Source organism: Roseateles puraquae (assembly GCF_002205845.1).
Lineage (GTDB): Bacteria > Pseudomonadota > Gammaproteobacteria > Burkholderiales > Burkholderiaceae_C > Pelomonas > Pelomonas puraquae.
On record NZ_NISI01000003.1, the window covers coordinates 200,973 to 227,395 of the forward strand.

Annotated in this window: 21 protein-coding genes; 8 read left to right on the forward strand and 13 right to left on the reverse strand. The window is 67.9% G+C overall.

Going from position 1 to position 26,423, the window contains the following annotated elements:
- Positions 1-63: 63 nt before the first annotated feature.
- From CDO81_RS10850 to tadA, 6 genes are all read right to left on the reverse strand, one after another.
- Positions 64-1,905: an ABC transporter ATP-binding protein gene (locus CDO81_RS10850; protein WP_088483224.1), complete on the reverse strand. Its 1,842-nt coding sequence runs from the start codon at positions 1,903-1,905 to the stop codon at positions 64-66.
- On the reverse strand, positions 1,898-3,334 hold the full coding sequence (locus CDO81_RS10855; RefSeq protein WP_088483225.1) for an ABC transporter permease: 1,437 nt from the start codon (positions 3,332-3,334) through the stop codon (positions 1,898-1,900). The genes CDO81_RS10850 and CDO81_RS10855 overlap by 8 nt, the downstream gene beginning before the upstream one ends.
- The gene (locus CDO81_RS10860; RefSeq protein WP_088483226.1) at positions 3,331-4,314 is read right to left on the reverse strand and encodes an ABC transporter permease; all 984 of its coding nucleotides are present in this window, start codon (positions 4,312-4,314) and stop codon (positions 3,331-3,333) included. The genes CDO81_RS10855 and CDO81_RS10860 overlap by 4 nt, the downstream gene beginning before the upstream one ends.
- The gene (locus CDO81_RS10865; protein WP_241516954.1) at positions 4,314-6,524 is read right to left on the reverse strand and encodes an ABC transporter substrate-binding protein; all 2,211 of its coding nucleotides are present in this window, start codon (positions 6,522-6,524) and stop codon (positions 4,314-4,316) included. The genes CDO81_RS10860 and CDO81_RS10865 overlap by 1 nt, the downstream gene beginning before the upstream one ends.
- Positions 6,525-6,666: 142 nt before the next feature.
- On the reverse strand, positions 6,667-7,629 hold the full coding sequence (locus CDO81_RS10870) for an LD-carboxypeptidase (RefSeq protein ID WP_088483227.1): 963 nt from the start codon (positions 7,627-7,629) through the stop codon (positions 6,667-6,669).
- The gene (tadA, locus tag CDO81_RS10875) at positions 7,629-8,171 is read right to left on the reverse strand and encodes a tRNA adenosine(34) deaminase TadA (RefSeq protein ID WP_088483353.1); all 543 of its coding nucleotides are present in this window, start codon (positions 8,169-8,171) and stop codon (positions 7,629-7,631) included. The genes CDO81_RS10870 and tadA overlap by 1 nt, the downstream gene beginning before the upstream one ends.
- Positions 8,172-8,207: 36 nt before the next feature.
- Here tadA and pxpB point away from each other — a divergent pair, with 36 nt between their 5' ends.
- Genes pxpB through CDO81_RS10905 form a run of 6 tightly spaced genes read left to right on the forward strand, consistent with a single transcriptional unit; the run spans position 8,208 to position 13,198 of the window.
- Positions 8,208-8,855 (forward strand): 5-oxoprolinase subunit PxpB, encoded by a 648-nt coding sequence (gene pxpB, locus CDO81_RS10880; protein WP_088483354.1) that lies wholly within the window; start codon positions 8,208-8,210, stop codon positions 8,853-8,855.
- Positions 8,852-9,793, forward strand: a complete 942-nt coding sequence (locus CDO81_RS10885) for a 5-oxoprolinase subunit C family protein (protein WP_088483228.1) — start codon at positions 8,852-8,854, stop codon at positions 9,791-9,793. The genes pxpB and CDO81_RS10885 overlap by 4 nt, the downstream gene beginning before the upstream one ends.
- Positions 9,778-10,512, forward strand: coding sequence for a 5-oxoprolinase subunit PxpA (gene pxpA / locus CDO81_RS10890; protein WP_088483229.1), 735 nt, complete (start codon positions 9,778-9,780; stop codon positions 10,510-10,512). Before CDO81_RS10885 ends, pxpA begins: the two co-directional genes overlap by 16 nt.
- 15 nt (positions 10,513-10,527) lie before the next feature.
- Complete coding sequence (locus tag CDO81_RS10895; protein ID WP_088483355.1) at positions 10,528-11,238, forward strand: DUF969 domain-containing protein; 711 nt, start codon at positions 10,528-10,530, stop codon at positions 11,236-11,238.
- Positions 11,235-12,191 carry a DUF979 domain-containing protein gene (locus CDO81_RS10900; protein WP_088483230.1) on the forward strand — a complete coding sequence of 319 codons (957 nt, stop codon included), beginning with the start codon at positions 11,235-11,237 and terminating at the stop codon, positions 12,189-12,191. The genes CDO81_RS10895 and CDO81_RS10900 overlap by 4 nt, the downstream gene beginning before the upstream one ends.
- A complete protein-coding gene (locus CDO81_RS10905) occupies positions 12,188-13,198 on the forward strand; it encodes a DUF72 domain-containing protein (protein WP_088483231.1) in 1,011 nt (336 codons plus the stop codon). The genes CDO81_RS10900 and CDO81_RS10905 overlap by 4 nt, the downstream gene beginning before the upstream one ends.
- Here the strand turns inward: CDO81_RS10905 and CDO81_RS10910 are convergent.
- From CDO81_RS10910 to ltrA, 7 genes are all read right to left on the reverse strand, one after another.
- Positions 13,173-13,385: a hypothetical protein gene (locus CDO81_RS10910; protein ID WP_088483232.1), complete on the reverse strand. Its 213-nt coding sequence runs from the start codon at positions 13,383-13,385 to the stop codon at positions 13,173-13,175. The genes CDO81_RS10905 and CDO81_RS10910 overlap by 26 nt on opposite strands.
- A 106-nt stretch (positions 13,386-13,491) precedes the next feature.
- Positions 13,492-13,734, reverse strand: coding sequence for a hypothetical protein (locus CDO81_RS10915; RefSeq protein WP_158218242.1), 243 nt, complete (start codon positions 13,732-13,734; stop codon positions 13,492-13,494).
- 172 nt (positions 13,735-13,906) lie between these two features.
- Positions 13,907-16,351, reverse strand: a complete 2,445-nt coding sequence (locus CDO81_RS10920) for a protease pro-enzyme activation domain-containing protein (protein WP_088483234.1) — start codon at positions 16,349-16,351, stop codon at positions 13,907-13,909.
- A gap of 461 nt (positions 16,352-16,812) precedes the next feature.
- Positions 16,813-18,420 carry a glutamine-hydrolyzing GMP synthase gene (gene guaA / locus CDO81_RS10925; protein WP_088483235.1) on the reverse strand — a complete coding sequence of 536 codons (1,608 nt, stop codon included), beginning with the start codon at positions 18,418-18,420 and terminating at the stop codon, positions 16,813-16,815.
- 7 nt (positions 18,421-18,427) lie between these two features.
- Entirely contained in the window at positions 18,428-19,630 is a 1,203-nt protein-coding gene (locus tag CDO81_RS10930; protein ID WP_168928264.1) for a TCR/Tet family MFS transporter, read from the reverse strand.
- Between the two features lie 91 nt (positions 19,631-19,721).
- A complete protein-coding gene (guaB, locus tag CDO81_RS10935; protein ID WP_088483237.1) occupies positions 19,722-21,191 on the reverse strand; it encodes an IMP dehydrogenase in 1,470 nt (489 codons plus the stop codon).
- A gap of 160 nt (positions 21,192-21,351) precedes the next feature.
- Positions 21,352-23,052, reverse strand: a complete 1,701-nt coding sequence (gene ltrA, locus CDO81_RS10940) for a group II intron reverse transcriptase/maturase (RefSeq protein WP_088483238.1) — start codon at positions 23,050-23,052, stop codon at positions 21,352-21,354.
- Positions 23,053-24,069: 1,017 nt separating this feature from the next.
- Here ltrA and CDO81_RS10945 point away from each other — a divergent pair.
- A complete protein-coding gene (locus tag CDO81_RS10945; RefSeq protein WP_088483239.1) occupies positions 24,070-24,573 on the forward strand; it encodes a DUF4124 domain-containing protein in 504 nt (167 codons plus the stop codon).
- A 188-nt stretch (positions 24,574-24,761) separates the two neighbouring features.
- A complete protein-coding gene (locus CDO81_RS10950; RefSeq protein ID WP_158218243.1) occupies positions 24,762-26,411 on the forward strand; it encodes an ArnT family glycosyltransferase in 1,650 nt (549 codons plus the stop codon).
- Positions 26,412-26,423: the final 12 nt, after the last annotated feature.

The following is a 26,423-nucleotide window of genomic DNA, read 5'->3' on the forward strand; positions in this document are numbered from 1 at the left end:
TTGCCGAAACGTTGCCCCTAGGTTCAAACCCGGGGTCGTTGTCGCCACGCGACGACTTGGGCTTCAGCCGTGGCGCAAACGCGGCACCGCCGCGAGCAGGGTCTTCGTGAAATCCTCACGCGGCCGGGTGAGCACATCGTCACGCGAGCCCTGCTCGACGATGCGGCCGGCCTGCATGACGGCCACCTCGTCGGCGATGTAGTCCACCACGCCGATGTTGTGCGTGATGAAGAGATAGGCCAGGCCCTGCTCCCGCTGCAGGTCGCGCAGCAGGTTGAGGATCTGGGCTTGCACCGACACATCCAGGGCCGAGGTCGGCTCATCGCAGACGATCAGCTGCGGCTCGACCGCCAGGGCGCGCGCGATGGCGATGCGCTGGCGCTGCCCACCCGAGAACTCGTGCGGCCAGCGTTGCAGCGCATCCCGGCGCAGGCCCACCTGATCGACCAGGCGCAGCAACCGTGCCTGGCGCTGGCCGGCATCCAGGTCCGGGCGCAGCGCGATCAGCCCCTCCTCCAGCACCTCCGCCACGCGCAGGCGCGGATTCAGTGACGCGAACGGGTCCTGGAAGATGATCTGCACTTGGCGCCGCGCCTGCAGCAGGGCCTCACCGTGCAGCCCGAAAAGGTCACGCCCCTGGAAGAGCGCCTGCCCGCTTACCTCGGCCTGGCGACGCAGCAACTGCACGATGGCCTTGCCGGAGGTGGTCTTGCCGCAGCCCGACTCGCCCACCAGGGCCAACGTCTGCCCTGCTCGCAGCTGGAAGCTGACGCCGTCGACCGCGTCGAAGCGACGCGGCCCGCGATGCAGCCAAGCGCCCTTGAGCCTGAAGCGCACGCGCAAGTCGCGCACGTCCAGCAGCGGCTCACCGCCCTGCTCCGCCGCCACGCCCAGCTCAGTCGAGCGCACAGGCGGCGGCTCACCTGGCCTCGGCGCCGCGGCCTCCCCGGGCTGGCTGTAGAGCCAACAGCGCACCTGGTGCCGAGGGCCTTCCTCGGTCAGCGCGGGGGCGGCCCCGGCGCAGCGGGACAGCGCGCGGTCACAGCGCGGGGCGAAGCGGCAGCCCTCGAAGCTGAGCCACAGCGGCGGCACCGTGCCCGGGATGGCCGCCAGGGGCTCACCCCGGCGTGCCGCCTCCGGCAGGGCCTGCAGCAGCAGCCGGGCGTACGGATGCCGAGGCCGGGCGAAGAACTCGGCGGCGGGCGCCACCTCGATGATCTGGCCGGCATACATCAGCGCCACGCGGTGCGCCATGCCGCTCACCACGGCCAGGTCATGCGTGATCAGCAACACGCCCAGTTGTCGCTCCCGCTGGAGATCGCGCATGAGGTCCAGGATTTGCGCCTGGATGGTCACGTCCAGCGCCGTGGTGGGCTCGTCGGCGATCAGGTAGTCGGGCTCGGCTGCCAGCGCGATGGCGATCATCACGCGCTGCTTCTGGCCGCCGGAGAGATGAAAGGGGTAGTCGTCGATGCGCCGTTCGGGCGCCGGGATGCCCACGCGCCGCAGCCAGTCCAGCGCGCGGGCGCGTGCGGCCTTGCCCCGCAGCGGCGTGTGCGCCTCGATCGCCTCCACGATCTGGTCGCCGACACGCATGACCGGGTTCAGGCTGGTGGCAGGCTCCTGGAAGATCATCGCCACACGCCCGCCGCGCACCTCGCGCATGCGGCCCTCGGGCAAGGCCAGCAGCGACTGGCCCTCCAGCCGCACGGAGCCGCCGGCATAGCGGCCGTTCTCGGGCAGCAGCCGCATCAGCGCCAGCGCGGTCATGCTCTTGCCGCAGCCACTCTCGCCCACCAGCGCGAAGGTCTCGCCGCGCGACAGGGCCAGCGCCAGGCCATCCAAGGCTTTCACGAGGCCAGCCTCTGCCTGGAGGTGCACCTGCAGGTCGTCGATCTCAAGCATCGGAACTCCTGCGGCGCAGCAGCGGGCGGGGACGGCTGGCGCGGGACTTGGGATCGAAGGCGTCCCGCACGCCATCGGCAAACAGATTGGCGGCCAGCACCAGGCTCACCATGAAGCCAAAGGCCGCCGCAAAGCTCCACCACACCACCGGCTCGCGCGACATCTCCACGCGGGCCAGGTTGATCATGCCGCCGAAGCTGTTCATCAGCGGGTCCACGCCCACGCCGATGTAGGTCAGCACGGCCTCGTACAGGATGAGCTCCGAGAAGCTCAGCACCACCGTGATCAGCACCAGGTGCATGACGTTGGGCACGATGTGCCGCGCCATGATGCGCAGGTCGCTCACGCCGAAGGCCGCCGCCGCCTGCACGTAATCCAACTCCCTCACCTTCAGCGTCTCGGCACGTACCAGGCGGCACAGGCCCGCCCAGCCGGTCAGGCCGAGGATGAGGCAGAGCATCAGCATCTTCAGGTCCGACCGCTCCGCCGCGGTCTCGAACAGCTCGGGGTTCTTGTCGAGAAAGACCTGGACCATCAGCACACAGGCCGCGATCAGCAGGACGTTGGGCACCGAGCTGAGCGTTGTGTAGATGTACTGGATGACCTCGTCGACCCAGCCTTTGTAGTAGCCCGCCAGTACACCCAGCAGCAGCGCCAGCGGCAAGGTGGCCAGCGTGGCCAGCGCGCCGATGACGAAGGCGGTGCGGATGCTTTTGAGGGCCTGCACCAGCACGTCGTTGCCGGTGCGGTCCGTGCCGAAGACGTGATAGTGCGGCATGAGCGCGATGACCGGCCCGGCCAGCAGCATCACGACGGCCAGCGTCAGCAGGACGGCGCGCAGCGGGTAGACGGTGCGGTCTGTCGCCAGGTCGGCCAGGGCCGCGCCCCAGCCGCCGTGGGCACGTGCCAGCAGCACGGCCGCAAGCGCCACCAGCAGCAGGGCCGCCAAAACACCGCCCGCGACGCCCACGCCCGCGCGCAGGAGGACATCGGCGGCCCAGTCGCGCGCCGGGTCCGCCAGGTGCGCGCCGCCGAACTGCAGGCGCGGGAAGTCCCGCTGCACCTGACCCTGCGCATCGACGAGGCTCTCCTTGCTGAAGCCGTGCGTGCCCAGCGGCAGCGAGTAGCTCACCTCGCGCATGGCGAGCTGCCGGGCCAGCAGCAGGTCCAGCACCGACACCGTGCGGGTGTCGTAGATCGTCTCGCCGCTGCTCGATGGCAGTGCCTGGCGCAAGTGCAGGCTGTCGAGCAGCGTGACGCCCAGGAACAGAGCCATGACCACACCCGCGCAAGCGGCCACCGGGTCGCGGGCCACCCGCGCCCAGTTGGCTCGCAGATGCACCTGTCGTCGCACCCGCCAGGCATAGGCCAGGCCCGCGGCGGCCATCAGCCACAGCGCCAGGTCGGTCCACAGCAGCACCGGCTTCATGACAGCCTCACCCGCGGGTCCACCCAGGTGTAGGCGATGTCCATCAGCGCATTGCTCGCGATGTAGAGCACGGCACCGAGGAAGACCATGCTGCGCACGATGGCGAAGTCCTGCCCCGTGATCGCCTCGATGACGAAGGCGCCCAGGCCCGGGATGCCGAAGAAGCTCTCGAACACCAGGCTGCCCAGAAAGACATACGGCAGGTAGCTGCCCGCGCTCGTGATGATGGGGATGAGCGCATTGCGCAGCACGTGCCGCCGCAGCACCTGCCCCTCGGACAGGCCCTTGGCCCGGGCGGTGCGCACATAGTCCTTGCCCATCTCCTCCAGGAACATGGCGCGGTACAGCCGCGCCTCGCCCCCGAGTCGGCTCAGCAGCGACAGTCCGATGGGCAGCAGCAGGAACTTCACCGCGTCCAGCCCGGGCGCGAAGCCGTTCATCGGCACCAGCCGGAGCACCCGTGCGAACAGGTACTGCCCGACGATGATGTAGAACAGGCTGCTGATCGACAGCATCAGCACGCACAGCACCACGCCCCAGAAGTCGATGCGGCTGTGGCGGAAGAACACCAGCAGCAGCGCAAACGCCACGCTGACGATGACCTGCAGGATGAACAGCGGCAGGGCCAGCTGCAGGCTCACGCCCATGCGGGTCTTGATCTCGTGCCCGATGTTGACGGCCTGGCGCGCATCGCTCTTGCCGAACTCCAGGGCAAACAGGCTCACCGAACGCTCCCACAGGATGGTGTGGGTCAGCCGCTCCGCGCCTTGCCGGCTGGCGTCGTAGTACAGCGGTTTGTCATAGCCGCGCTCGGTCTTCCACTGCTCGATCTGGGCCTGCGTGACGCGCTTGCCGCCAATGTTCAGCCGCGCCATGTCGTCAGGCGTATTCACCGAGAAGAACAGCACGAAGGTGAACAGGTTGACCCCCACCAGGATGGCCAGCCCGTACAGCAGGCGGCGCAGCACGAAGCGCGTCATCAGCGCCCTCCCCCGAGCGCCGTGGCCGTCTCGCGGGCCCGCCAGGCCCGGCGCGTGGCCACGCCGATGGCCAGGCCGCCGGCGGCCAGCGCCAGCAGCGGCCACCACACCGGCTGGTTCCAGGCCGCGATGCTCCGCGCGCGGTCCTGCACGTCCACCCGCAGGTAGCGCGCGCGGTCCCGCACCACCACGCCGGGCTTGCCGTTGTGCACCCAGCGCTGGAACGCCAGCCCCGAGTAGCTCCAGAACCCCCAGGCCCAGGGCGCATCCTGGCGAACGATGTCGTTCATGCGCGCCATCACGGCCGCCTTCTCGGGGCCGTCTTCCAGCGACTGCAGCCGCTTGAACAGGCGGTCGAACTCCGGGTTGCTGTAGTTGGCCACGTTCTCGCCTTCGTGCAGGCTCTTGCTGTTCGGCCCGTAGAGCAGGAACAGGAAGTTCTCGGCGTCGGGGTAGTCGGCAAACCAGCCCCACCAGAAGATCTGGTGCTTGCCCTTGAGCACCTTCTCCTGGAACTGGTTGAAGTCGGTGGCGCGCACATCCAGCTGGATGCCCAGCTTGGCGAACTGCCGCACCAGCCAGTCGTTCTCGGCCTTCAGTTCCGGCGTTACCACCCGCTGGAAGTCGTAGTTCAGCACCAGGGGCTTGCCGGTCTTGGCGTCGCGTCCGCCGGGGTAGCCGGCCTCGTCCATCAGGCGCATCGCGTCTTCCAGCGGCCGGCGGACCGGTCGGCCGTTGACGAGTCGATGCGTGACCGGGTTGAACTCGCCGGGCTGGCCCTCCTTCGACCCGAACACCCCGGGCGGGATGATGCCGTGCGCCGCATCGCCGCCCTTGGCGCGGAAGATGCGGCCATAGCCTTCTTCCCAGTCGATGGCGATGGAGATGGCCTGGCGCAAGGCCCGGTTGCGGCGCTGCTGCTCGGGTGTGTCACCACGGCCCACCACCGGGTCCAGCCAGTTGAAGCCGAGGTACCAGTTGGTGATGTCCACATCCATGGGCAACTGGAAACCGCGTTCCTTGAAGAAGGCCTTCACCTCGTCGGAGTCGTCGCGGTCCACGCCGAGGTTCACACCCCAGTCGGCGCGGTCCATCTCCGGCAAGTCAAGGTAGCCCTGCTTGAACATCTCCTTGATGGGCAGCTCTTCCTTCACGTTCACCGCCACCACCTTGTCCACGAAGGGCAGGCGCTTGCCGCAATCATCCAGCCGGCCCGCCTCGCGGTCACCCGGGCTGCCATCGCAGGGATAGGTGTCGACGCGGTAGTTGGGGTTGCGGCTCATCACATGCCGCCGGTCCTGCACCGACTCGGTCATCATGAAAGGCCCGCTGCCCACCGGCCATTGGTTCCAGCCCAGGCCGTTGGCGGCCATGCCGGGCTGGGCGTAGAAGGCATCCACCTCCCAGGGAATGGCAGACAGGAAATTGGTGGCCAGCCAGTACTGCCACTGCGGGTAGCGGCCTTTCAGGCGGATGCGCAGCAGGTGGTCATTCACGGCCTCGGCGCCAGCCAGGGGCCAGCGGCGCAGGTCCAGGAAAGGCTTGTCGGCCAAGGTCTGCGGCAGGCCGGCGAGCTGCTTCTCGCTCTCGCGGCGCAGCAGGGCCATGTAGTCGCGCAGGCCGATCACATGCTCCGAGAACACCGCCGCCAGGGGCGCCTCCACGCGCGGGCTGGCGTGGCGCTTGAGCGCGTAGACGAAGTCTTCGGCCACCACCTCGCGGGTGCCGAGCTGGGCGAAGTCGAAAGGGCTGCGCTTGTCGCCGAGTTCGCCTGGCTTCAGGTGGTGGTAGCGGTACTGGCCCTGTGCATCCTTCGCGAAAGCGGGGTGGGGTGACCACTTCAAGCCCGGCCGGATCTCGATGTCGTACACCGCCTGCGCGATCTGGTCGTCCGGTGCGTCATCGGGCAGCCGGCGCCCCTGGGCGTCCAGGAAATAGGGGGTGGCCAGGGCCGCCGCCGCACGCGGGATGAGGGTGTAGGGCCGCTTGAGCGGGTGGTAGCCGTACGGCGGCTCGGTGATTTCGTAGGTGAAGGTGCTCTCGGGCGCGGTGTAGGACGAGGTCGGGTCCAGATAGCGCGGGGAGCGTTCCCGGAAGGCCATGTACAGCGCGTTCTCGCGCTCGGCCCCGGCGGGATGCGGGCTGTTGTTGCAGCCGACCAGCAGACCCAGCGCCAGCGCGCCCAAAGCCCCCTTGATCCAACCGCTCACCGACAACACCACGCCAACCCTTCACCTTCAGAAAGACACACGCCCCGGCATGGACCGGGGCGCGGCGCAAATCATAGAGGCGGGAAGCTCGCTTCACCGCCGCCAAGCTGTCGCCCGCCGGCTGTGAAAACCCGGGGTGTCTTCAGTGATGGGCGTGGTCGTGATCGTGCGCGTGGTGGTGCGCCAGGCGCGCATCCGACTGCCAGCCCAGGATGGCCTCGCGGCCCTGCACGAACATCTCGACCGTCGCCCCCACCGGCAGGCAGACCTTGGTGCGGATATGGCCGAAGGGCAGCCCCGTCAGCACCGGCGTGCGGGTGCGCGAGCGCAACGCGCCCACGGCGTCCTTGATGCCGTAGCCGCGGTCCAGCGGCGACTTGGCCGCACCGCTGAAATCGCCCAGCAGCACGGCCGCCTGCGCATCGATGACGCCGGCCTGCTGCAGCTGCAGCAGCATGCGCTCCACGCGGTAAGGATGCTCGTTGATGTCTTCCAGGAAGAGCACGCCGCCCTTCACCTTGGGCCAGTGCGGCGTGCCCAGCAGCGAGCACAGCACCGTGAGGTTGCCGCCCCACAGCCGGCCGCGCACCTCCAGGCCATCGAACTCGGCCGTCGGCGCGCGAAAGCCCACCGCCTCCAGTGCGCCGCTCATGGCCTCCAGGAAGCAGTCGCGCGTCACCTCGTCGACGCCGCCGTCGGCCTCGCTGCGGCCGAAGTCGTCACACGCCAGCGGGCCGGCCCACATCGACAGGCCCTTCTTGCGGGCGATCAGGCCGTTCTGCAGCGCGGTCAGGTCGCTGTAGCCCACCCAGCGGGTGCCGTGCTCGATGCTGCGCGCGACGCGATCCCAGTCGATCTGGTCGAGCAGCCGGGTCATGCCATAGCCACCGCGGGTGGCCAGGGCGACGGACGGCGCGGCATCGGCCACGCGATGCAGCGCAGCGAGCCGGGTGGCGTCATCGCCCGCAAAGCGCTGATGGCGGGCCAGCGCATCGGCATCCACGGTCACGTCGAAGCCCAGCTGCCCGAGGCGGCGCGCCGCGCGCTTGAGGTTCTCGGCCTTGGCCAGGGCGCCCGCGGGCGTGAACAGCGTCAGGGAGGTCATCAGGTGTCGTCCAGGTGCGTGGCTTCGCCGGTCGGGATCAGCCCTTGGCGCTCGGCGCGCCGCGCGCGGGCGGCCTCGCGGCGCTCGTTGAAGAAGTCGCGCAACAGCTGGGCCGAGGCCTCGGCCATGAGGCCGCCCTCGATGCGCGTGTGGTGATTGAGTTGCGGCTGGCCGAACAGGTCGATGACCGATCCAGCCACGCCCGTCTTGGGGTCGCGGGTGGCGAACACCACGCGCTTGAACCGGGCATGCATCAACGCCATGGCGCACATCGCGCAAGGCTCCAGCGTCACGTACAGCTCGCACTCGGGCAGCCGGTAGTTCTCCAGCAGCGTGGCGGCATGGCGCAGGGCCACGATCTCAGCATGGGCCGTGGGGTCATGGGTGGTGATCGGCCGGTTGTAGCCGGTCGCGATCACCTGGCCACCGCGCGTGATGACCGCGCCCACGGGCACCTCGCCCACGAGCCAGGCGTTGTGGGCCTGGTCCAGCGCAAGCCGCATCGCGTACTCATCCGCGGGCGTGAAAAGAGGCTCGTTCATCAGGGGCGGCAGTGTACCCATGGCATGCTTTCGCCCATGACGGATCTGGCCCTCCACGCGCTTGGCGAAGCAGCCCTGTGCTGCACCCTGCCCGCGCCCGTGACGCTGGAGCAGCAGCAACGCCTGTGGCAACTCGCCGCCGCACTGGCCCGGCGGGCCGACGTGCGCGACATCACGCCCGGGATGAACAACCTCACCTTCGGCTTCGACCCACTGCGCACCGATCCGGCCACCCTCGAAGCGGCGGTGCAAGGCCTTTGGGCCGCACCCGCCCGCGCCCGCGCCCTGGGTCGCCGGGTGGACATCCCGGTGCACTACGGCGGCGACGATGGCCCGGACCTTGCCGATGTCGCCCGCCACTGCGGCCTGTCGACCGACGACGTGGTGAGGCGGCACACGGCGGCCGAATACGTCGTGTACTTCATCGGCTTCCAGCCCGGCTTTGCCTACCTGGGCGGGCTGGACGAATCGCTGCACACACCCCGCCGTGCCGAGCCGCGGGTGGCCGTGCCGGCGGGCAGCGTGGGCATCGGCGGCGCGCAGACGGGCATCTATCCGCTGGTCACGCCAGGCGGCTGGCAGTTGATTGGCCGCACCGCCCTGCCCTTGTTCGACCCCACCGCCGAGCCGCCCACGCGCCTGGCGCCGGGCGACCGGGTGCGCTTCGTGGCCATGCCGTCATGATCGAGCTGCTCAAGGCCGGGCCGTTGACCACCGTGCAGGACCTGGGCCGCATGGCCTGGCGTGACCGCGGCATCAGCCGTTGCGGCGCGCTCGACGACCTGGCCCTGTGCCAGGCCAATCTGCTGGTGGGCAACGATGTCGGGGCGGCGGGGCTGGAGTTCACCCTGGGCCCAGCCCTGCTGCGACTGCAGGCCGACGGCTGGCTGGCCCTGACCGGCACTGACAGCCCGGCAGCGCTCGATGGCCAGCCGGTGCGCCCCGGCTGGCGCACCCGCGTGCAAGCCGGCCAGGTCCTGAAGATCGCCGCCCCGCGCGAGCGCATGCGAACGGTGCTGGCCGTCAGCGGCGGCATCGATGTGCCACTGGCCCTGGGCTCGCGCAGCACCGATCTGAAGGCAGGATTCGGCGGCCTGAACGGCCGCGCCTTGAGGGACGGCGACCAGCTCCCCTGGCACCCGCCGCCCGTTCAGCACCATGCGGCCCCACGCCAGATCGGCCTGAGACCGCCCTCCTGGACGGCTGAGGTACGCGTGCTGCCCGGCCCGGAGCATGACCAGTTCACGCTGCAGGCCCGGCAGGCGCTGTTCGAAGCCGACTGGACACTCACCCCCCAGAGCAACCGCATGGGCTTTCGCTTCGCCGGCCCGGTGCTCGCGCGGGCTGCTGGCGGCGACCTGCCCTCGCACGGGGTGCTGCCCGGCGTCATCCAGGTGCCGCCCTCGGGCCAGCCCATCGTGCTGCTGGCCGATGCGCAGACGACCGGCGGCTACCCCAAGATCGGCGTGGTCATCCGCGCCGACCTCTGGAAGCTCGCACAGCTGCGCCTGGGTGGCACGCTGCGCTTCCTGCCCTGCACCCGCGAGGAGGCCGTCGCCGCGCTGCGCGACCGCGAGGCCGAACTCGACGCCTTGAAAGTGGCCCTATGCCTATCGACCTGAATGCCGATCTCGGTGAAGGCGCGCCCGACGACGCCGAGCTGCTCGCCCTCGTCACGTCTGCCAACATCGCCTGCGGCTGGCATGCCGGTGACGCCCGGCTGATGCAGGCCGCCGTCCGCGCGGCCCTGGCCCGCGGGGTGGCCATCGGCGCGCATCCGAGCTACCCCGACCGCGAGAACTTCGGCCGCAGCGAGATGAACCTGTCGCCCGACGACGTACGCGCCGACGTGATCTACCAGGTCGGCGCCCTCGCGGCGCTCGTGCACGCGGCGGGCGGCCAGCTGCATCACGTCAAGCCGCATGGCGCGCTCTATAACCAGGCCGCGCGGGACCCCTCGCTGGCGGACGCCATCGTCGACGCCGTGCGCGCGGTGGACCCGAGCCTTGCCATCTACGGTCTGGCCGGTGGCGAACTGCTGCAGGCCGCCGAGCGTGCAGGCCTGCGCGCGGTCGCGGAGGTCTTCGCAGACCGTGGCTACCGGGCCGATGGCAGCCTCGTGCCGCGCAGCCAGCCCGGCGCCCTGATCCATGACACCGGCGAGGCCGTGGCGCGCAGCCTGCGCATGGTGCAGGAAGGCGTGGTGCAGGCCGTCACCGGCGAGACCGTGCCGATTCAGGCCCAGACCCTGTGCCTGCATGGCGACGGCCCACACGCCCTGGCCTTTGCCCGCGCGCTGCGCCAGGCGCTGACCTCGGCCGGCATCACGCTTCAGCCCTGAAGAACGACCATGACCCTGCCTGCAACCGTCTCGCTGTGGCCGCTGATCGGCGTGGCCGTCGTCATCGTCGGCTTCGTACTGCGCTTCAACCCCATCGTGGTGGTCACGGTGGCTGGCCTGGCCACCGGCCTGGCGGCCAAGCTGCCGCCCGACCTCATCCTCGCCAAGCTCGGCACCGGCTTCGTGAAGACGCGCAACCTGCCCCTCACGCTGCTGCTGCCGCTGCCCGTCATCGGCCTGCTGGAGCGGCACGGCCTGCGCGAGCGGGCCCAGGCCTGGATTGCCGGCATCCGGTCGGCCACCGCAGGGCGGCTGCTCATCGTCTACCTGTTCATCCGCGAGTCCGCCGCGGCCATGGGCCTCACGCTGGTGGGCGGCCACGCCCCGATGGTGCGCCCACTGGTCGCCCCCATGACCGAGGCCGCCGCGGAGCAGACCCACGGCCCGCTGCCCCCGGCCGTGCGCGACCGCCTGAAGGCCCTCGCCGCCGCGACCGACAACGTGGGCCTGTTCTTCGGCGAGGACATCTTCGTGGCCTTCGGCTCCATCGTGCTGATGCAAACCTTCCTGGCCGAGAACGGCATCGTCACCGACCCGCTGCACATCGCGCTGTGGGGCATCCCGACGGCGATTGCCGCCTTCGTGATCCACGCGGCCCGGCTGCTGCGGCTGGACCGGCAACTGCCCGCGCTCATCGCGCGCGAGGGCGCCAAGGCTGCGCCATGACGGCTCTGCTCACGCTCGACCATCTCTACCTGCTCACCGGCGCCGCCCTGCTGGCCGTGGCCGCCTTGGCCTGCGCGGACCGGGCCAACCCGCGGCGCTGGAGCAGTGGGTTGTTCTGGGCGCTGTGGGCCGTCATCTACCTGGCCGGCGACGTGCTGCCGGCGGTCGTCAACGGCCTCATCGTGCTGATGCTCGCCGCGCTGGGCGGCCTGGGCGGGGTATCGCTCGGCCGGCACGGCACGCGCAGCGTGGAGCAGCGCCAGGCCAGCGCGGCACGGCATGGCAACCGGCTCTTCCTGCCCATCCTGGCCATCTCGGCCACGGCCCTGGCTGGCAGCCTCACGCTGAAGGACGTGAGCGCCTTCGGCCACCTGCTGGTAGACCCGAAAAGCGTCACCCTGGCCAGCGTCGGGCTGGGCGCGTTGGTGGGCCTGGCTGCGGCGCTCTGGATGACGCGGGAGCGACCGATGCAAGTGCTGCACGAGTCGCGCCGGCTGCTGGAGATCATGGGGCCGGCGGTCATCCTGCCGCAGATGCTCGCCACGCTCGGCCTGCTGTTCACCGATGCCGGCGTCGGCCGCGCGGTGGCGGCAATCGCAACCCAGACCCTGCCCGTGGACAGCGCCTGGCTGGCTGCGGCGGCCTACGGCCTGGGCATGGCGGCCTTCACCATGGTCATGGGCAATGCCTTCGCCGCGTTCCCGGTGATGACCGCGGGCATCGGCATTCCCATCCTCGTGGGGCTGCACCATGGCAACCCGGCCGTAATGGCCGCCATCGGCATGTTCTGCGGCTACTGCGGCACCTTGATGACGCCCATGGCCGCCAACTTCAATGTCATCCCGGCGGCGCTGCTGGAGCTGAAAGACCGCAACGCCGTCATCCGGGCCCAGTGGCCGACCGCGTTGATGCTGCTGGCCGTGAACATCGTGTTGCTGCGCGTGTTCATGTGACGGACCTCCAGGACGATCTCTTCGGCCAGGCGCCGCGGCCGGCGGCTCGGCCCCAAGGCGTGCAGCCCGTGCCCGCCAGCGACGACGACCGGGCGCTGGCGGCACGCCTGTCGCCGCATGTGCACCTGGGTACGTCGACCTGGAGCTATCCCGGCTGGCAGGGCCTGGTGTGGGCGGGCCGGCACAGCGAGAGCCTGCTGTCGCGCAGCGGGCTGCCGGCCTATGCGGCGCATCCGCTGCTGCGGGCCGTGGGCATCGACCGCGGCTTATACCGGCCGCTTGCCGCAAGCGACTTCCAACGCCATGCGGAACAGGTGCCACCCGGCTTCCGGTTCACGGTCAAGGCACCGAGCCTCGTGACCGACGCCGTGCTGCGCCAGGAAGAGGGCCGCGGGCAGCAGCCCAACCCACTCTTTCTGGACCCGTCGGTGGCGCAGTCAGACTTCATCGAGCCCGCGGTGGAGGGACTGGGCGCCACGGTGGGCGCGCTGGTCTTCCAGATCAGTCCGCTGCCGGCGGCCAGACTGGCGGCGATGAACGAGCAGTTCGACCGTTTGCACAGGCTGTTGCTTGCCCTGCCCCGCTTGCCGCACGGTGTGGTGGCCGTCGAGGTGCGCGACGCCGCATGGCTGACGCCTGAGCTGACCGCGCTGCTGCGCGACACCGGCGCACGCTACTGCCTGGGCTTGCATCCCAAGCTGCCGCCGCTGCAAGAGCAGCTGCCCTTGTTGCGAGCCCTGTGGCCCGGTGCCCTGGTCGTGCGCTGGAACCTCAACCGGCTGCACGGCCCCTACGGCTATGAAACGGCCGAGAAGCGCTACGGCGAGTTCAACCGCCTGATGGACCCCGACCCGCAGACCCGGGCGGAGCTCGCCCGCATCATCCGCGGCACGACCGGCGCAGGCCAGGACGCCTTCGTCACCATCTCCAACAAGGCCGAGGGCTCCGCACCCCTGAGCGTGCGCGCCCTGGCCCAGGCCATCACCGGCGACGCGCCCGGCGGTTGACCTTGCCGGGCGTGGCCGGCTCGGCATCCGGCAGATTGCCGCCTTCGGCCTCCCAGCGGCTCACCTCATCATGGTGTTGCCGGCCTTCGTGGCGCAGGCGCCGTACCCGCTGCTGGCGGCCCAAGTGCTGGACGACGGTGGCTGCCAAAGCCGACGTGGCCAGCAGCGCAATCAGGGACTTGATCATGGCAATGCTCCTTGCTGATGCGACAGCATGGCCGCCGCGCAAGGCCAGCGCCGTCAGCGCAGCGCCGCCGCACGTGTAGGAAGCAGCCTCGGGCGCGGCACCAGGCTCACTGCGTCGCCGAGGCGGCAGCCTCCGCCGCGCGACGGGCCGCATCGTCGAGGTTGCCCTGCACCTGGCGCCCCACATCCTGCGGTCGCGGCATGGCGCCGCCGGTGGCCGGGGAGCTGGCCGCATCGGGCGCAGCCGGCCTGAGCGCGGCCGTCTGCTTCTTGGCCAGGGACAGCACGATGGCCGCAACGATCACCAGGGCGAGGAGGCTGAAGGCAGCACGCATGTTGGAAAGAGTCACGGTTGAAAGGCTGCAAAGCATAAGCCGGGTGCCACAGGCGCCCGGCTGCGAGCCTCCCACCGGCCACGTCGCCCCCGCATCCCCGTGAACTGCGTCCAGCCACGAGAAAGCCCGCCGGAGGCGGGCTCTCGTGTTGCAAGCCTGGGCTACAGCCCAGCGCCTCGGGGGCCCATCACTGGGCCGTCAGGCTGATGTCGTCGAGCACGAAGGACGTCTGCAGCGAGCTGTCCTCGGTGGCCAGGAACTTCAACGTGATCGTCTTGCCGACATAGGCGCTGAGGTCGATCGTCTTCAGCACGTAGCCGGTGGCGGCGTTCGCGTTGGAGTAGGTGGCGACCGTCGTGGTGGTCGATCCACTGACCACCTGCACCTTGAGGGTGTCGTAGGCCGTCGTGCCGGTCTCGGCGGTGTCGATGTGCAGGTAGAACGACAGCGTCGCCTTCGTCGCGCCCGGCGGCACGGTCACCCCCTGCGAGACCGTGTCGGAATGGCTGCTGCCATAGCCGCCCAGCCACGCGAACCAAGTGCCTGCGTGGGAGGACTCGCCGCTGCAACCGCTGCCGCCATTGCTGCACAAGGTGCCGGTGCTCATCGTCCACGGCGTCGCGCTGCCGGTCTCGAAGCCGCCGTTGGCCAGCAACTGGCTCGCGCCGCTGGTCACGGTGACCGCATGCGTCACGGAGGCGGTCTTGCCGCCGCTGTCCCCGACAGTTTCCGTCACGTTGTAGGTGCCGGCCGCCGCGTAGGTGTGCGAGGGACTGGTGGCGGTGGAGGTGCCGCCATCGCCGAAGGTCCAGCTGTGGCTCGTGATGCTCGCGCCGCTGATGGTGTCGCTGGAACCATCCGTGAAGTTGACCGTCAGGCCGCTGCTCGCTGACGTGAAGGCCGCTGTCAGGCTGCCCGTGCTGCCACCGCCAAAGGCCGAGGCGAAGTTGGCAATGTTCAGGCTGCCGTAGCCGGTGGTGTAGTCCCAGCCCGACTTGGCGCTGTAGCCGCCATTGCTGCCTGAGGTCACGTCATGGAACCAGCTGGGGTTGGATGCTGCGCCCTGATAGATCGTCTGTGCGGGGAAAGGCAGGCCATTCGCGTTGGCCGACTGCAGCCGCGAATACAGGCCCGTGAAGATCGGTGCTGCGAGGCTGGTGCCGCCAATCGTGCTGTTGCTGCCGTTGATCAGCACCTGCGCGCCGCTGTTGGGCGAAGCATCGAAGGCGATGTCCGGGGTGCCGCGCATGGTGGACGTGCCCAGCACGCCGGACGACTTCTGCCAACTCGGCGCCGACTCTGTCAGGCTCGGCCCCCCCCCGGTGCCGCCGGAGGCCGACTGCGGGCACGTGGAAGGACCCGTGCAACTCCACACCGTTTCGCTGACCCAGCTGCCACCGCTGGAGGACAAGGTGGTCCCGCCGATGGACATCACATACGGCGACACCGACGGGTAGCTGGCCGAGTTGGTGCTGCCGCCGCACTCGTACGAGCCCGAATCGCCGGAGGAGACCGAGAACGTCTGGCCCTGGGCCACGGCGCTTTGGAAGATCTGGTCATTGGAGGCCATGATGCCGGAGCTCTTGGCGTCGTTCTCGCACTCACCGAGCGAAACGTTGATGACCTTGGCCTTGTTGTCGCTGATGATGCGGTTGTAGACCGCTGTCAGCGCCGAATCGCTCAGGTCGGTGCCGGCGTACAGCAGCATCGACTTGATCGTGCCCCCGGCCGCGGCCAGCGCCACCTGCGAGTCCATGTTCCATTCGTCCGTGCCGGAGGTGTCGGTACCGGCGGTGCCGACTGTCACCACGCTGACCGGCGGCGTCGGATAGCCCGCGTTGCTCGCAAAGCTGCGCAGATCGGTCACTGTCTGCGACACATTGCCGGCAGTGACGATGGCGATGGTGGCATTGGTGGCGGAGGGAAAGCCGGACGCACCATAGATGCTGGCGAACTGGGTCGGGCTCACGGCCTGCACGGTCTGCGTGGTGGCGTTCGGTCGCACCAAGGTCTTGTGATGCAGGTGCACCGTCTGCAAGCCATGCACTGCGAGGATCTTGTCGCTGAGTTCGCTCGGGATCTGGGCCGTGCTGGTATTGGCGTAGGCCGTACGTTGACCGACGCTGTAGAAGTGGAGCTCGGTCTTGAAGGCTGACTTGACCGCCGCATGGGTGCCGTCGGCCGTGACCAGCAACTTGTTCGGCGCGACCTCGATGTTCGTGAAGCCGGCCTGCCGCAGGTGGGCGACCACGGCCTGCACTTGATCGGCCGATGGCGCAAAGCGCTGCTGGAAGTCTGCCGCGGACAGCGGCGCCGCCCGGCCGGCCATGATCTGGCTGGTGAGCTGATCCAGCGCGGCGCGGTTCTGCAGCTTGAGGCTGACGGCGACATGGACCTGGTTGTAGTCGCCCATCACACCCATGTGGGTGCCCTCGCGGATCTCTGGCGCCTCGCTCTTGGTCATGGCCCAGGTCTGCGCCGCCTGTGCGCCGCCGGCAGCGGCGGCCATCAGCGTGGCCAGCAGCCAACCCCTGGGCCAGCCAGGTCGAGCAGCGCCGGCAGAGCGCACCGCCGCCGCCTGCTTGATGGCCTGAGGGGTGCGGCGATTGATCCGCTTGGGGAAGTGATCCATGGCTTGATAACTCCGAAAATGCTTTGACAAAGGAGGACCAGCACCCGGCACCTGGACAGCGCGAGCGTCAATCAAGTTGTGGGAGACGAATACCGATCCAACGACGCCACGCTCCTTGTGAGGCGAGGCGCAGCGGATGCTAGGAATGCCCCCCGAACCTACACATGCGTGTTCTCTCGTCGCCTGCGCCTGCGACAAGCTTGTAAAGACAAGTGAAGACAGCCGACCGACAGGTTAGGGCCCGACTTGCACTGAGCCTTCTCAACGCTTTCGCCAGGCCCACAGATCGCCGCCAGAGGGCTTGCCACCGCACCATCAGCCCGCCAGACGCAAAAAAGCCGCCGGCGCGCTTAACGCTTCCGGCGGCTGGTCGCCTGTCGGCTGACTTTCAGGGTGTTGCGTCGGTGTCGATGGTCAGATCAGTTCATCGGACGGGGCTGCGTACTCAACGCAGCCGCACGTCACTCCCACTCGATCGTTGCCGGCGGCTTGCTGCTCACGTCATAGGTCACCCGGTTGATGCCGCGTACCTCGTTGATGATGCGCCCCGAGGTGCGTTTGAGCATCGAGTAAGGCAGCTCGGCCCAGTCGGCAGTCATGAAGTCACTGGTCTGCACGGCGCGCAGCGCCACGACGTAGTCGTAGGTGCGGCCGTCGCCCATCACGCCCACGCTCTTGACCGGCAGGAAGACGGCGAAGGCCTGGGAGGTCAGGTCATACCAGCTCTTGCCGGTGGCCGGGTCGATGGTGTTGCGCAGCTCTTCGATGAAGATCGCGTCGGCCCGGCGCAGCAGGTCGGCGTAGGTCTTCTTGACCTCGCCGAGGATGCGCACGCCCAGGCCCGGTCCGGGGAAGGGGTGGCGGTAGACCATCTCGGGCGGCAGCCCCAGGGCCACGCCCAGCGCCCTCACCTCGTCCTTGAACAGTTCGCGCAGCGGCTCCAGCAGCTTCAGGCCGAGCTGCTCGGGCAGGCCGCCCACGTTGTGGTGGCTCTTGATGGTGGTGGCCTTCTTGGTCTTGGTGCCGCCGCTTTCCACCACGTCCGGATAGATCGTGCCTTGCGCCAGGTACGTCGCGCCCTTGTGGCCACCGTCGCCCGCCTTGAGCTTGGCGGCCTCCGCCTTGAAGACGTCGACGAACAGGCGGCCGATGATCTTGCGCTTCTGCTCGGGGTCGGTCACGCCGGCCAGCTCGCCCAGGAACAGGTCGCTCGCGTCGACACGGATGACCTTGGCGTGCAGCTTGCCGGCGAACATGTCCATGACCATGTCGCCCTCGTTCAGGCGCAGCAGGCCGTGGTCCACGAAGACGCAGGTCAGCTGGTCACCGATGGCGCGGTGGATGAGCGCCGCGGCCACCGACGAATCCACGCCGCCAGACAGGCCGAGGATGACCTCTTCGTCGCCAACCTGGGCGCGGATCTTCTCGACCGCCTCGGCGATGTAGTCGCCCATGATCCAGTCGCCCTTGCAACCGGCGATGTCTCGCACGAAGCGGCGCAGCAGCGCCTCGCCCTGCTGGGTGTGCGTGACTTCAGGGTGGAACTGCACGGCGTAGAGGCCACGTGACTCGTCGGCCATGCCGGCGATCGGGCAGCTCGGCGTGGAGGCCATCAGCTTGAAACCCGGCGGCAGCGCGGTGACCTTGTCGCCGTGGCTCATCCAGACCTTGAGCATGCCGTGGCCCTCGGCGGTGGCGAAGTCCTGCAGGCCGTCGAGCAGCTTGGTGTGACCATGGGCGCGCACCTCGGCATAGCCGAACTCGCGGTGGTCGCTCCATTCGACCTTGCCCCCCAGTTGCACGGCCATCGTCTGCATGCCGTAGCAGATGCCCAGCACCGGCACGCCGAGATCCCACACGGCCTGCGGGGCGCGCAGCTCGTGGTCTTCATAGGTGGAGGCGTGGCTGCCGCTCAGGATGATGGCCTTGGGCGCGAACGCCTTGATGAAGTCGTCCGACACGTCGTTCGGGTGGATTTCGCAATAGACCGACGCATCACGCACCCGGCGGGCGATGAGCTGGGTGACCTGGGAGCCGAAGTCGAGGACGAGGACCTTGTCGTGATGCATGGTGAACTCAGGCAGTTTGCAAAGCGGTGCGCTGGCCGCGGAAGAAGCGGTAAGCGACGAGGAGGCCGACCCCTTGCAGGGCGGCGCAGGTGTAGAAGGGCAGACCCATCAGCGGGTCGGTGGCCGGGCGGTGTGCGACCCAGCCCAGCAGCGTCAGGCCGAGCACCGGGGCCACGACTGCCATCAGGCTGTTGAGCGACGACACCGCACCCATGGCCTGGCCCTGGTGGCTGCCGCCGGCCGCGTTGGAGATGAGGCTCTGCACCGCAGCCGTGGCCACGCCGCCGAGCAGGTTGAAGGCGATGACGGCGTACATCATCCAGCCTTCGCTCGCGAGGCCCCAGCCGAGGTAGGCCGCCGAGGCCGACGCCATACCGATGAGCGCCAGGCGCTGCGGGCTGAAGCGCGCCAGCAGCGGCCGCAGCAGCACGCCCTGGCTGATGACTGACACGATGCCCACGGCGAACAGCGACCAGCTGACCTCCAGCGGCCCCCAGCCGAACTTGAACTTGGTGTAGAGCACCCAGGTGGTGTGCAGCATGAACTGCGCGAGCGACGCCAGCGCAATGACAAACACCAGCGGCCCCACGCCCTTCAAGGCGGCCAGGCCGCGCAGTGCGGAAACCGGGTTGGCCTTCTTCCAGTCGAAGGCGCTGCGCCGTTCACGCGGCAGCGACTCGGGCAGCACGAAGAAGCCGTAGCACCAGTTCAGGATGGCCATGGAGCCGGCTGCGAAGAAAGGCCAGTGGATGTCGAAATGCCCCAGCCAGCCCCCGATGACGGGGCCAAGGATGAAGCCCAGGCCGAACATCGCGCCAAGCTGGCCGAATCGGCGGGCACGGTCCTCCGGCGCGGTGATGTCGGCCACGTAGGCGTTGGCAATCGCGATGTTCGCCTGCATGGCGCCCGAGAACAGGCGCACCACCACCAGCATCCACAGGGCGGTAGCCATGGCCGTGACGAAGAAGCTCAGCGCCAGGCCCGCGAAACCGATCAACAGCACGGGGCGGCGCCCAAAGCGGTCGGACAGCGCGCCCAGCACCGGCGAGCCGATGAAGTTGGCCACGCCGAAGGCCATCGTGACCAGCAGGAATGCCGAGGTCTGCTCGTCGTTGCCCTGGGTGAAGGTGCCCACGATATGCGGCAGCACCGGCACCATCAGGCCGATGGAGATCATGTCGATCAGCACGGCGGCCATGATGAAACCCATGGCGGGGGCGCGTTTCGGGGAGGAACTCATCGGGTTGGCAGAAAAGAGAAACGGGGCGATCTGACGTCGCCCCGTTGCCTGCGGTCTCAGCTCACTCGCTGCGGTAGTTGGGTGCTTCCTTCGTGATCTGCACGTCGTGGACATGGCTCTCGCGCATGCCTGCCGTCGTGATCTCGACGAACTCGGCCTTGTTCTGCATCTCGGCGATGGTGCCGCAGCCGCAGTAGTGCATGGACGCCTTCAGGCCGCCAGCCATCTGGAAGATGACCTGCACGACCGACCCCTTGTAGGGCACCTGCCCTTCGATGCCTTCCGGCACCAGCTTGGAGGTGTTGGGGTTGTTGCCCGTCTCGGCCTGGAAGTAACGGTCGGCGCTGCCCTTGGCCATGGCGCCCATCGAGCCCATGCCGCGGTAGCTCTTGAAAGTGCGGCCCTGGTAGAGGATGGTCTCGCCCGGCGCTTCTTCGGTGCCGGCAAAGGCGCCGCCCATCATGACGGTGTCGGCGCCAGCCGCGATGGCCTTGGCCACGTCGCCGGAGTAGCGGATGCCGCCGTCGGCAATGACTGGCACGCCGGTGCCCTTGAGCGCCGTCACGACGTTGTCGATGGCGGTGATCTGCGGCACGCCGACGCCCGCGACGATGCGGGTCGTACAGATGGAGCCGGGGCCGATGCCGACCTTGACGCCGTCCGCCCCGGCTTCGACCAGTGCCAGCGCAGCGGCACCAGTGGCGATGTTGCCGCCAATGACGTCGACCTGCGGGTAGGCGCGCTTGACCCAGCGCACCCGCTCCAGCACGCCGGCGCTGTGGCCGTGGGCGGTGTCGACGATGATGGCGTCGACTCCGGCGCGCACCAGCAGCTCGACGCGCTGTTCCGTGTCTTCACCGAAACCGACCGCGGCGCCGACGCGCAGGCCGCCGTGGCTGTCACGCGCCGCGTTGGGGAAGCTGGTCTGCTTGGTGATGTCCTTGACGGTCATCAGGCCCCGCAGCTCGAAGGCGTCGTTGATGACGACCACGCGCTCAAGCTTGTGCTTGTGCATCAGCGCCTTGGCTTCTTCAAGTGACGCGCCTTCGCGCACGGTGATGAGCTTCTCGGCCGGCGTCATGATCTCGCGGACCTTGGCGTCCATGCGGGTCTCGAAGCGCAGGTCCCGGCCGGTGACGATGCCGACCACCTTCTTGCCTTCGACGACCGGGAAGCCCGAGAAGCCGTGCAGGCGGGTCAGCTCGACCGCGTCGCGCACGGGGGCGTCGGGAGAGATCGTCAGGGGCTCGCGCACCACGCCGCTCTCATAGCGCTTGACCCGGGCCACCTCGCGCGCCTGCGCTTCAGCGGACAGGTTTTTGTGCACGATGCCGATGCCACCCTCCTGCGCGATGGCAATCGCCAGGCGCGCTTCGGTGACGGTGTCCATGGCGGCGGACACCAGCGGCAGGTTCAGGGGGATGTTGCGCGACAGACGGGTCGCAAGGCTGGTGTCGCGGGGCAACACCTGGGAGAACGCTGGCACCAACAACACATCGTCGAAGGTGAGCGCTTTGCCGAGAAGGCGCATGAGGAAAGCTCCAGAGGAGGGTAGGAACAGTCCATTGCTGGACCATTCCCCCCTAAGAACCGGACTTGCGACTTTCACCGCATCCGGCTCAAGCACAACAAAGTGTGCGGGTTCGGGGAGCACGTGATTGTATCAGTGCCCCCTCTCCCGTACCTAAGCCTCATTCAGAGGCCGGCTTTGCAACTGTCAGACCCAAGGCATGCAGTTGGTTGTGACACACCGGATGCAGGAGCACCCGGTTTGCTAGCGCGTCCGACCCGCCCTTCCCTCGCGGAACGAGGTGATGGTCGTGCCAGCCGGTCGCTTCGGTGATGGCTTCGCCACAGCGTTGGCAGTTGCCATGCTGGGACGCGAACAACGTCGCCCATTGCTTGCGATACGCCATGCTCTTCAGCAGGCGCTGCCCGCGCAGGTCTTCGCCATACGCTTCCCACGTCGGGTCGAAGGGGTTGTAAGCCCCTTTGACCTTCAGATGCCTGACGATCTCCGTATCAGCGAGCCGATACAGACGCCGCCACTGCGGTTCACCATCCGCACCAACAGTCCGCGACGCGAACTCGGTGCGGCCCTCGATGATTGGCCAGTACTTCTTGGCCAGCCATGCGTGGGTCTTCTTTGGATGCCTGCGGCGTGCCCAACGCGTCAACCGCCACCACAGCAGCGAGTCGAGTTTGTTGAACGTCTCCTTGGCGACCACCGGTTGGTGGTACTGAGCCCAACCCCGAAGGACCGGATTCAGCAGCTTGATGAGATCCACCTGCGTCACTTCCTTGTGGTCGTTCACGAGTCCTCGCACCTTGTCGTAGAACGCCTTTACGTTCTTGCGACTCGGCTTGATGAGTAACACTTCCCTGTACTTGCGGAAGTTCCATCCGAGGAAATCGAATCCCTCATCGATGTGCGTGACTCGCGTCTTCGCCGGTGATAGCCGCAATCCCCGTTGTGCGAGAAATGCTTCTACCCACGGCCGGACTTCGCCTTCCAGCACGTCTTTCGACGCGCAAGTGATGACGAAGTCGTCGGCGTACCGGACCACACCGATTCGGAGTTTCGGTACCTTCGACGTCCCCAGCTTTGCACCGAGGTGCGCCACCAGATCAGTTTCCAGCCCGTTGAGCGCCACATTTGCCAGGGTTGGCGAAATGATGCCCCCTTGCGGGGTGCCCGCATCTGTTGCTGCCAGCTGGCCCTTGTAGACCACTCCTGCTTTCAACCACTTGCTGAGGATTGCTTTATCCATACGGGCATGGCGCACCAGCCACTCGTGGTTGATATGGTCGAAACAGCCTTCGATGTCCGCTTCCAACACCCATTTGGCCGAGGCCTTGCGGGACAGGAGGATGAACAACTGGCTCATGGCATCGGCCGTCGAGCGATTGGACCGAAAGCCGTAGCTGTTCGGGTCGCTCTGCGACTCCACGACGGGCTCCAGACTCAGCAGGTGGAGTGCCTGCATTGCCCGATCTTTCATCGTCGGAATGCCCAACGGGCGTTCCTTGCCATTTGCCTTAGGGATATAGACCCGCCTCAACGGCAGCGGTCGATATCCCCGTGACTGCTTCAACATGCTGACAGCCTCCCATTTGCAGGGCGGCGTATCCCAGAGCTCGCGGTCGACGCCTGCCGTCCGCTTGCCTTGATTTTCAGTCACTCGTCTGACCGCCAGTGCCCTGGCAGCAAACGAGCGGGTCAGCGACCGTTGCAGGGTTTTGACCCTGCGCCAGTCACCAGCCTGTGTTGCCTTCGCGATCTTGAACTGCGTCGTTCTCACGTTCCGCATGACCTTCTGCCAATCGATGGCGTGCCAGTCAGTGGGTCCGTGCGAGGACGCAGAACCATCGTTGCCGATGATCTCTTCCATGCTTTCCTCGTAGGTTGGTAGCCCATTGAGCAAACGCACTGAACCCCGGAGGGCTGGCGCGCAGCCCTTGGGCGGACTTAGAACTCAACAACCGGCTCGCGACGGTTGCACCAAACGGAAGTGGGCCTGCTTTCGCAGCGGGGCATTGCCCCTATCCCGGCCATTACAACCGGGCGTTCGCTTTTTCCGTCATCCCATACCCCCTCACCCAACAGGTCGCCTTACGGCTTCCCTGCCCTTGCGCCGTGACGCGTGGGCGAGTGATGGGGCTTACCACGTTCCCTGGAATACCGATCAGCGTTGTGTGCCGATCTGTCCGGTTAGGGTCTGTCTTTCTTGCGACTGCGCAATGGTGATGTGCTCCCTTTTGCGACGAGAGCATCCGGCAGCGTGCCTTTTGGCTCTGGCCTATCAGCAGGTTTGGCCAGTCAATGCTTACGCAAGTTCAATCGACAGTTCACGTGTGTTACCCATGCGGAACTAGCCTAGCCCCTTCTCCGCCGTCCTGCTGGCAGATTCCACCGACCCGCCTCACGGCGGATCAATGCCACGAGATCGTGGGGGACATTGTTGGGCGGGCTTCACACAGGCTCGTTACCGATCCTGCATGCCACCGTAGGCTACTGCTGATCACACAGCAGGTCATGGCATTCCGCTCCCGCGGACGCATGACAAGGCAAACCAGAGTTGATCACCTGATGACGAACACACCGATAGGTGTCACGACCTGCACACTAGGTTGCAAGGAGGCGGAATCAGAGTTCTGATCCCGTGATGCGCGCGGTCAGACACTCGTGGTGTCTTGGAGCGCGTGTTTCCTCAGTTGTCCGCAGAGACCTGCGGATTCCCGTGCGTGCGCCCTGACCGGCGTCAGAGCGAATCGTCATAAGAGCCATCGGCTCCCGAACGCCAGAGGCGTGCTAATGAAAGGCCACCATCAAAGTGGCAAAGGTGACACGAAACGTGTCGCACCGCAAAGCGGCATTATACGGAAGGCGTCACCGCTACACTGAACCCATGCGTCACAAGCCCCTGCTCATCGCCCTGGTCGGCCTGGTCCTGGCTGCTTCTGCCCATGCCCAATGGAAATGGCGCGACGCCAAAGGCAACGTCCAGTACAGCGACATGCCGCCGCCTGCCGGCACGCCGGAGAAGGACATCCTGCAACGCCCTCCCGGCGCCCGGCCGACCATCGTGGTGAGCCCGCCGCCCGGCCCGGCCAGCGCCGCCCCGGCGCCCGCCAAGGCCGCGAGCGCGCCGTCCAAGGCCGAACAGGAGGCCGCGGCCCGCCAGAAGCGCGAGCAGGACGGCGCCGCCGCCAAGCAAAAGGAAGAAGAGCAGCGCATCGCCGCCATCCGGCGCGACAACTGCGCCCGCGCACAGTCCAACATGCGCGAGCTGCAAAGCGGCGCCCGCTTGACCCGCACGAATGAAAAGGGCGAGCGCGTCTTCCTGGACGAAGCCCAGATCGCCGCCGAAGTCGCACGCACGCGCGACACCATCACCAGCGAATGCCGCTGAGCGCCGCCAGCGCCCTCGCCAACTAAGTCGCACGATCGAGCCGCCCCATCCTCCGAGTGCGGGGGATGCGGCTGCACCGCAGCTGCGCTTCGCCCGATATCCTGCCGGGTTATCACTGAACGGCTGACGTCACCCGCCGCCCACCCGGCGCGGGTCGTTTCGGCCGCATGACAGCCGCCCGAGGGAGCATGAGGGAAGCATCGACAACAACAAGCTGGCCGCGCTGGCTGGAAATCTGCCTGGTGCTGGGCAGTCTCGTGGCCTTCGCCGTCTGGTCCTACCTGCGCGCGCCGGTGGGTGGCGACTTCGCCTGGAGCGATGCACCGCGGCATGCGCTCAACGGCATCTTCGTGCATGACCTGGTGGCCCATCTGGGCGAGGGGGATCCTCGTGCCTACGCCGTGGACTACTACCTCCGCTACCCGGCGCTGACCATCCTCTTCTACCCGCCGCTGTTCTCCGGTGTGCTGGCCATCGCCTACGAGCTGTTCGGCTTCTCGCACCAGGTGGCCCAGGCGACAGTGCTCAGCTTTGCCGTCGTGCTCGGCGGCTTCACCTACCTGCTCGCCAGGCGCTGGATGAGCCAGGGGTTCGCGCTGGCAGCCGCCCTGCTGCTGGTGGGAGCGCCCGAACTCACGGTCTGGTCGCGCCAGGTCATGCTGGACCTGCCGACCTACGCCTGGCTGGTGGGCTCGGCCTGGTGCTTCACCGGCTGGCTCCAGCAACAGCGCCCGCGCCAGCTCTATGGCACCGCCGTGCTGGTGGTGCTCGCGCTCTACACCAAGCAGACGCCGCTGTTCATCTTTCCTGCGATGCTCGCCGGGCTGCTGGCGGGCCCCGGCCTGGCCGTGCTGCGCCGTCGCCACGTCTGGGTGACGGTGCTGTTGATGATGGTCGCGCTGATTCCCCTGGTGGTGCTGCAGCTCAAGTTCGGCCAGGTCAACTCCGCCTCGGCCATCGGCAGCGCCCGGGCGGACCTGTCGCGGCTGACCCTGGCCGCCTGGACCTACTACCTCGAGATCATGCCGAGCCAGCTCGGCTGGCCCACGCTGGTGCTGGCGGGTGTCTACCTGGTGGGCGCTGCCGTGCGGCCGTCCTGGCGCCTGCCGCGGCCCATCATGGTCTACCTGCTGTCCTGGCTGGTGCTCGGCTACCTGATGTTCTCGTTCATCATGGTCCGTGAGCCGCGCCATGACCTGATGGTGCTGATGCCGCTGGCCCTGTTCGCCGCCCTCGCGTTGCAACGCCTCGCCGAAGGCTGGCTGTCGGGGCGTGCCTATGCGGCCGCGATGACGGCGGTGCCGGTGCTGTGCTTCGCGCACGCCGGCGCCGAGCTCGAAATCCACCCCGTGCAGTACGTCGACGGCTATGCCCAGGCCGTGAACTACGTGATCGAGCGAGCGCCCGCGAACAGCGTGGTGATGTTTTCTGGCAATCGGGATGGCACCTTCATCTTCGACGTTCGGGCCTCCAAGCGCACCGACCTGGCCATCGCCCGGGCCGACAAGATGCTCTTCCGCGTCGCCATCGAGCGCGAACGCGGCATCGAGGATCGCGGGGTCGACACCGCGCAGCTGCGACAACGCTTCGTGGACCACGGCATCCGCTACCTGGTCTACGACCCGGACTTCTGGCAGGACCAGCCCTCCATGGCCGCCCTGCGCAGCCTGCTGGCCGACAAATCCAGCTTCACGCTGGAAGAGACCTTCCAGCTCCGGGCGAACTTCAACAACCAGGACAAGCGCCTGCAGATCTACCGCTTCGAAGGCGAACTGCGCAATCCGCCACTGCCGCTGAGCGCCGAACTCGTCGGTGTCGGCATGAAGCTGCAGAAGTAAGGCTCGCCCGCC

Coding starts and splice junctions, on each gene's coding strand:
- guaB (WP_088483237.1), bottom strand. CDS start 21,191: ATGCGCCTTCTCGGCAAAGCGCTCACCTTCGACGATGTGTTGTTGGTG.
- ltrA (WP_088483238.1), bottom strand. CDS start 23,052: ATGGAAGAGATCATCGGCAACGATGGTTCTGCGTCCTCGCACGGACCC.
- CDO81_RS10945 (WP_088483239.1), top strand. CDS start 24,070: ATGCGTCACAAGCCCCTGCTCATCGCCCTGGTCGGCCTGGTCCTGGCT.
- pxpA (WP_088483229.1), top strand. CDS start 9,778: ATGCCTATCGACCTGAATGCCGATCTCGGTGAAGGCGCGCCCGACGAC.
- tadA (WP_088483353.1), bottom strand. CDS start 8,171: ATGAACGAGCCTCTTTTCACGCCCGCGGATGAGTACGCGATGCGGCTT.
- CDO81_RS10870 (WP_088483227.1), bottom strand. CDS start 7,629: ATGACCTCCCTGACGCTGTTCACGCCCGCGGGCGCCCTGGCCAAGGCC.
- CDO81_RS10860 (WP_088483226.1), bottom strand. CDS start 4,314: ATGACGCGCTTCGTGCTGCGCCGCCTGCTGTACGGGCTGGCCATCCTG.
- CDO81_RS10930 (WP_168928264.1), bottom strand. CDS start 19,630: ATGGGTTTCATCATGGCCGCCGTGCTGATCGACATGATCTCCATCGGC.
- CDO81_RS10900 (WP_088483230.1), top strand. CDS start 11,235: ATGACGGCTCTGCTCACGCTCGACCATCTCTACCTGCTCACCGGCGCC.
- CDO81_RS10910 (WP_088483232.1), bottom strand. CDS start 13,385: ATGATCAAGTCCCTGATTGCGCTGCTGGCCACGTCGGCTTTGGCAGCC.
- CDO81_RS10920 (WP_088483234.1), bottom strand. CDS start 16,351: ATGGATCACTTCCCCAAGCGGATCAATCGCCGCACCCCTCAGGCCATC.
- pxpB (WP_088483354.1), top strand. CDS start 8,208: ATGACGGATCTGGCCCTCCACGCGCTTGGCGAAGCAGCCCTGTGCTGC.
- guaA (WP_088483235.1), bottom strand. CDS start 18,420: ATGCATCACGACAAGGTCCTCGTCCTCGACTTCGGCTCCCAGGTCACC.
- CDO81_RS10885 (WP_088483228.1), top strand. CDS start 8,852: ATGATCGAGCTGCTCAAGGCCGGGCCGTTGACCACCGTGCAGGACCTG.
- CDO81_RS10850 (WP_088483224.1), bottom strand. CDS start 1,905: ATGCTTGAGATCGACGACCTGCAGGTGCACCTCCAGGCAGAGGCTGGC.
- CDO81_RS10855 (WP_088483225.1), bottom strand. CDS start 3,334: ATGAAGCCGGTGCTGCTGTGGACCGACCTGGCGCTGTGGCTGATGGCC.
- CDO81_RS10950 (WP_158218243.1), top strand. CDS start 24,762: ATGAGGGAAGCATCGACAACAACAAGCTGGCCGCGCTGGCTGGAAATC.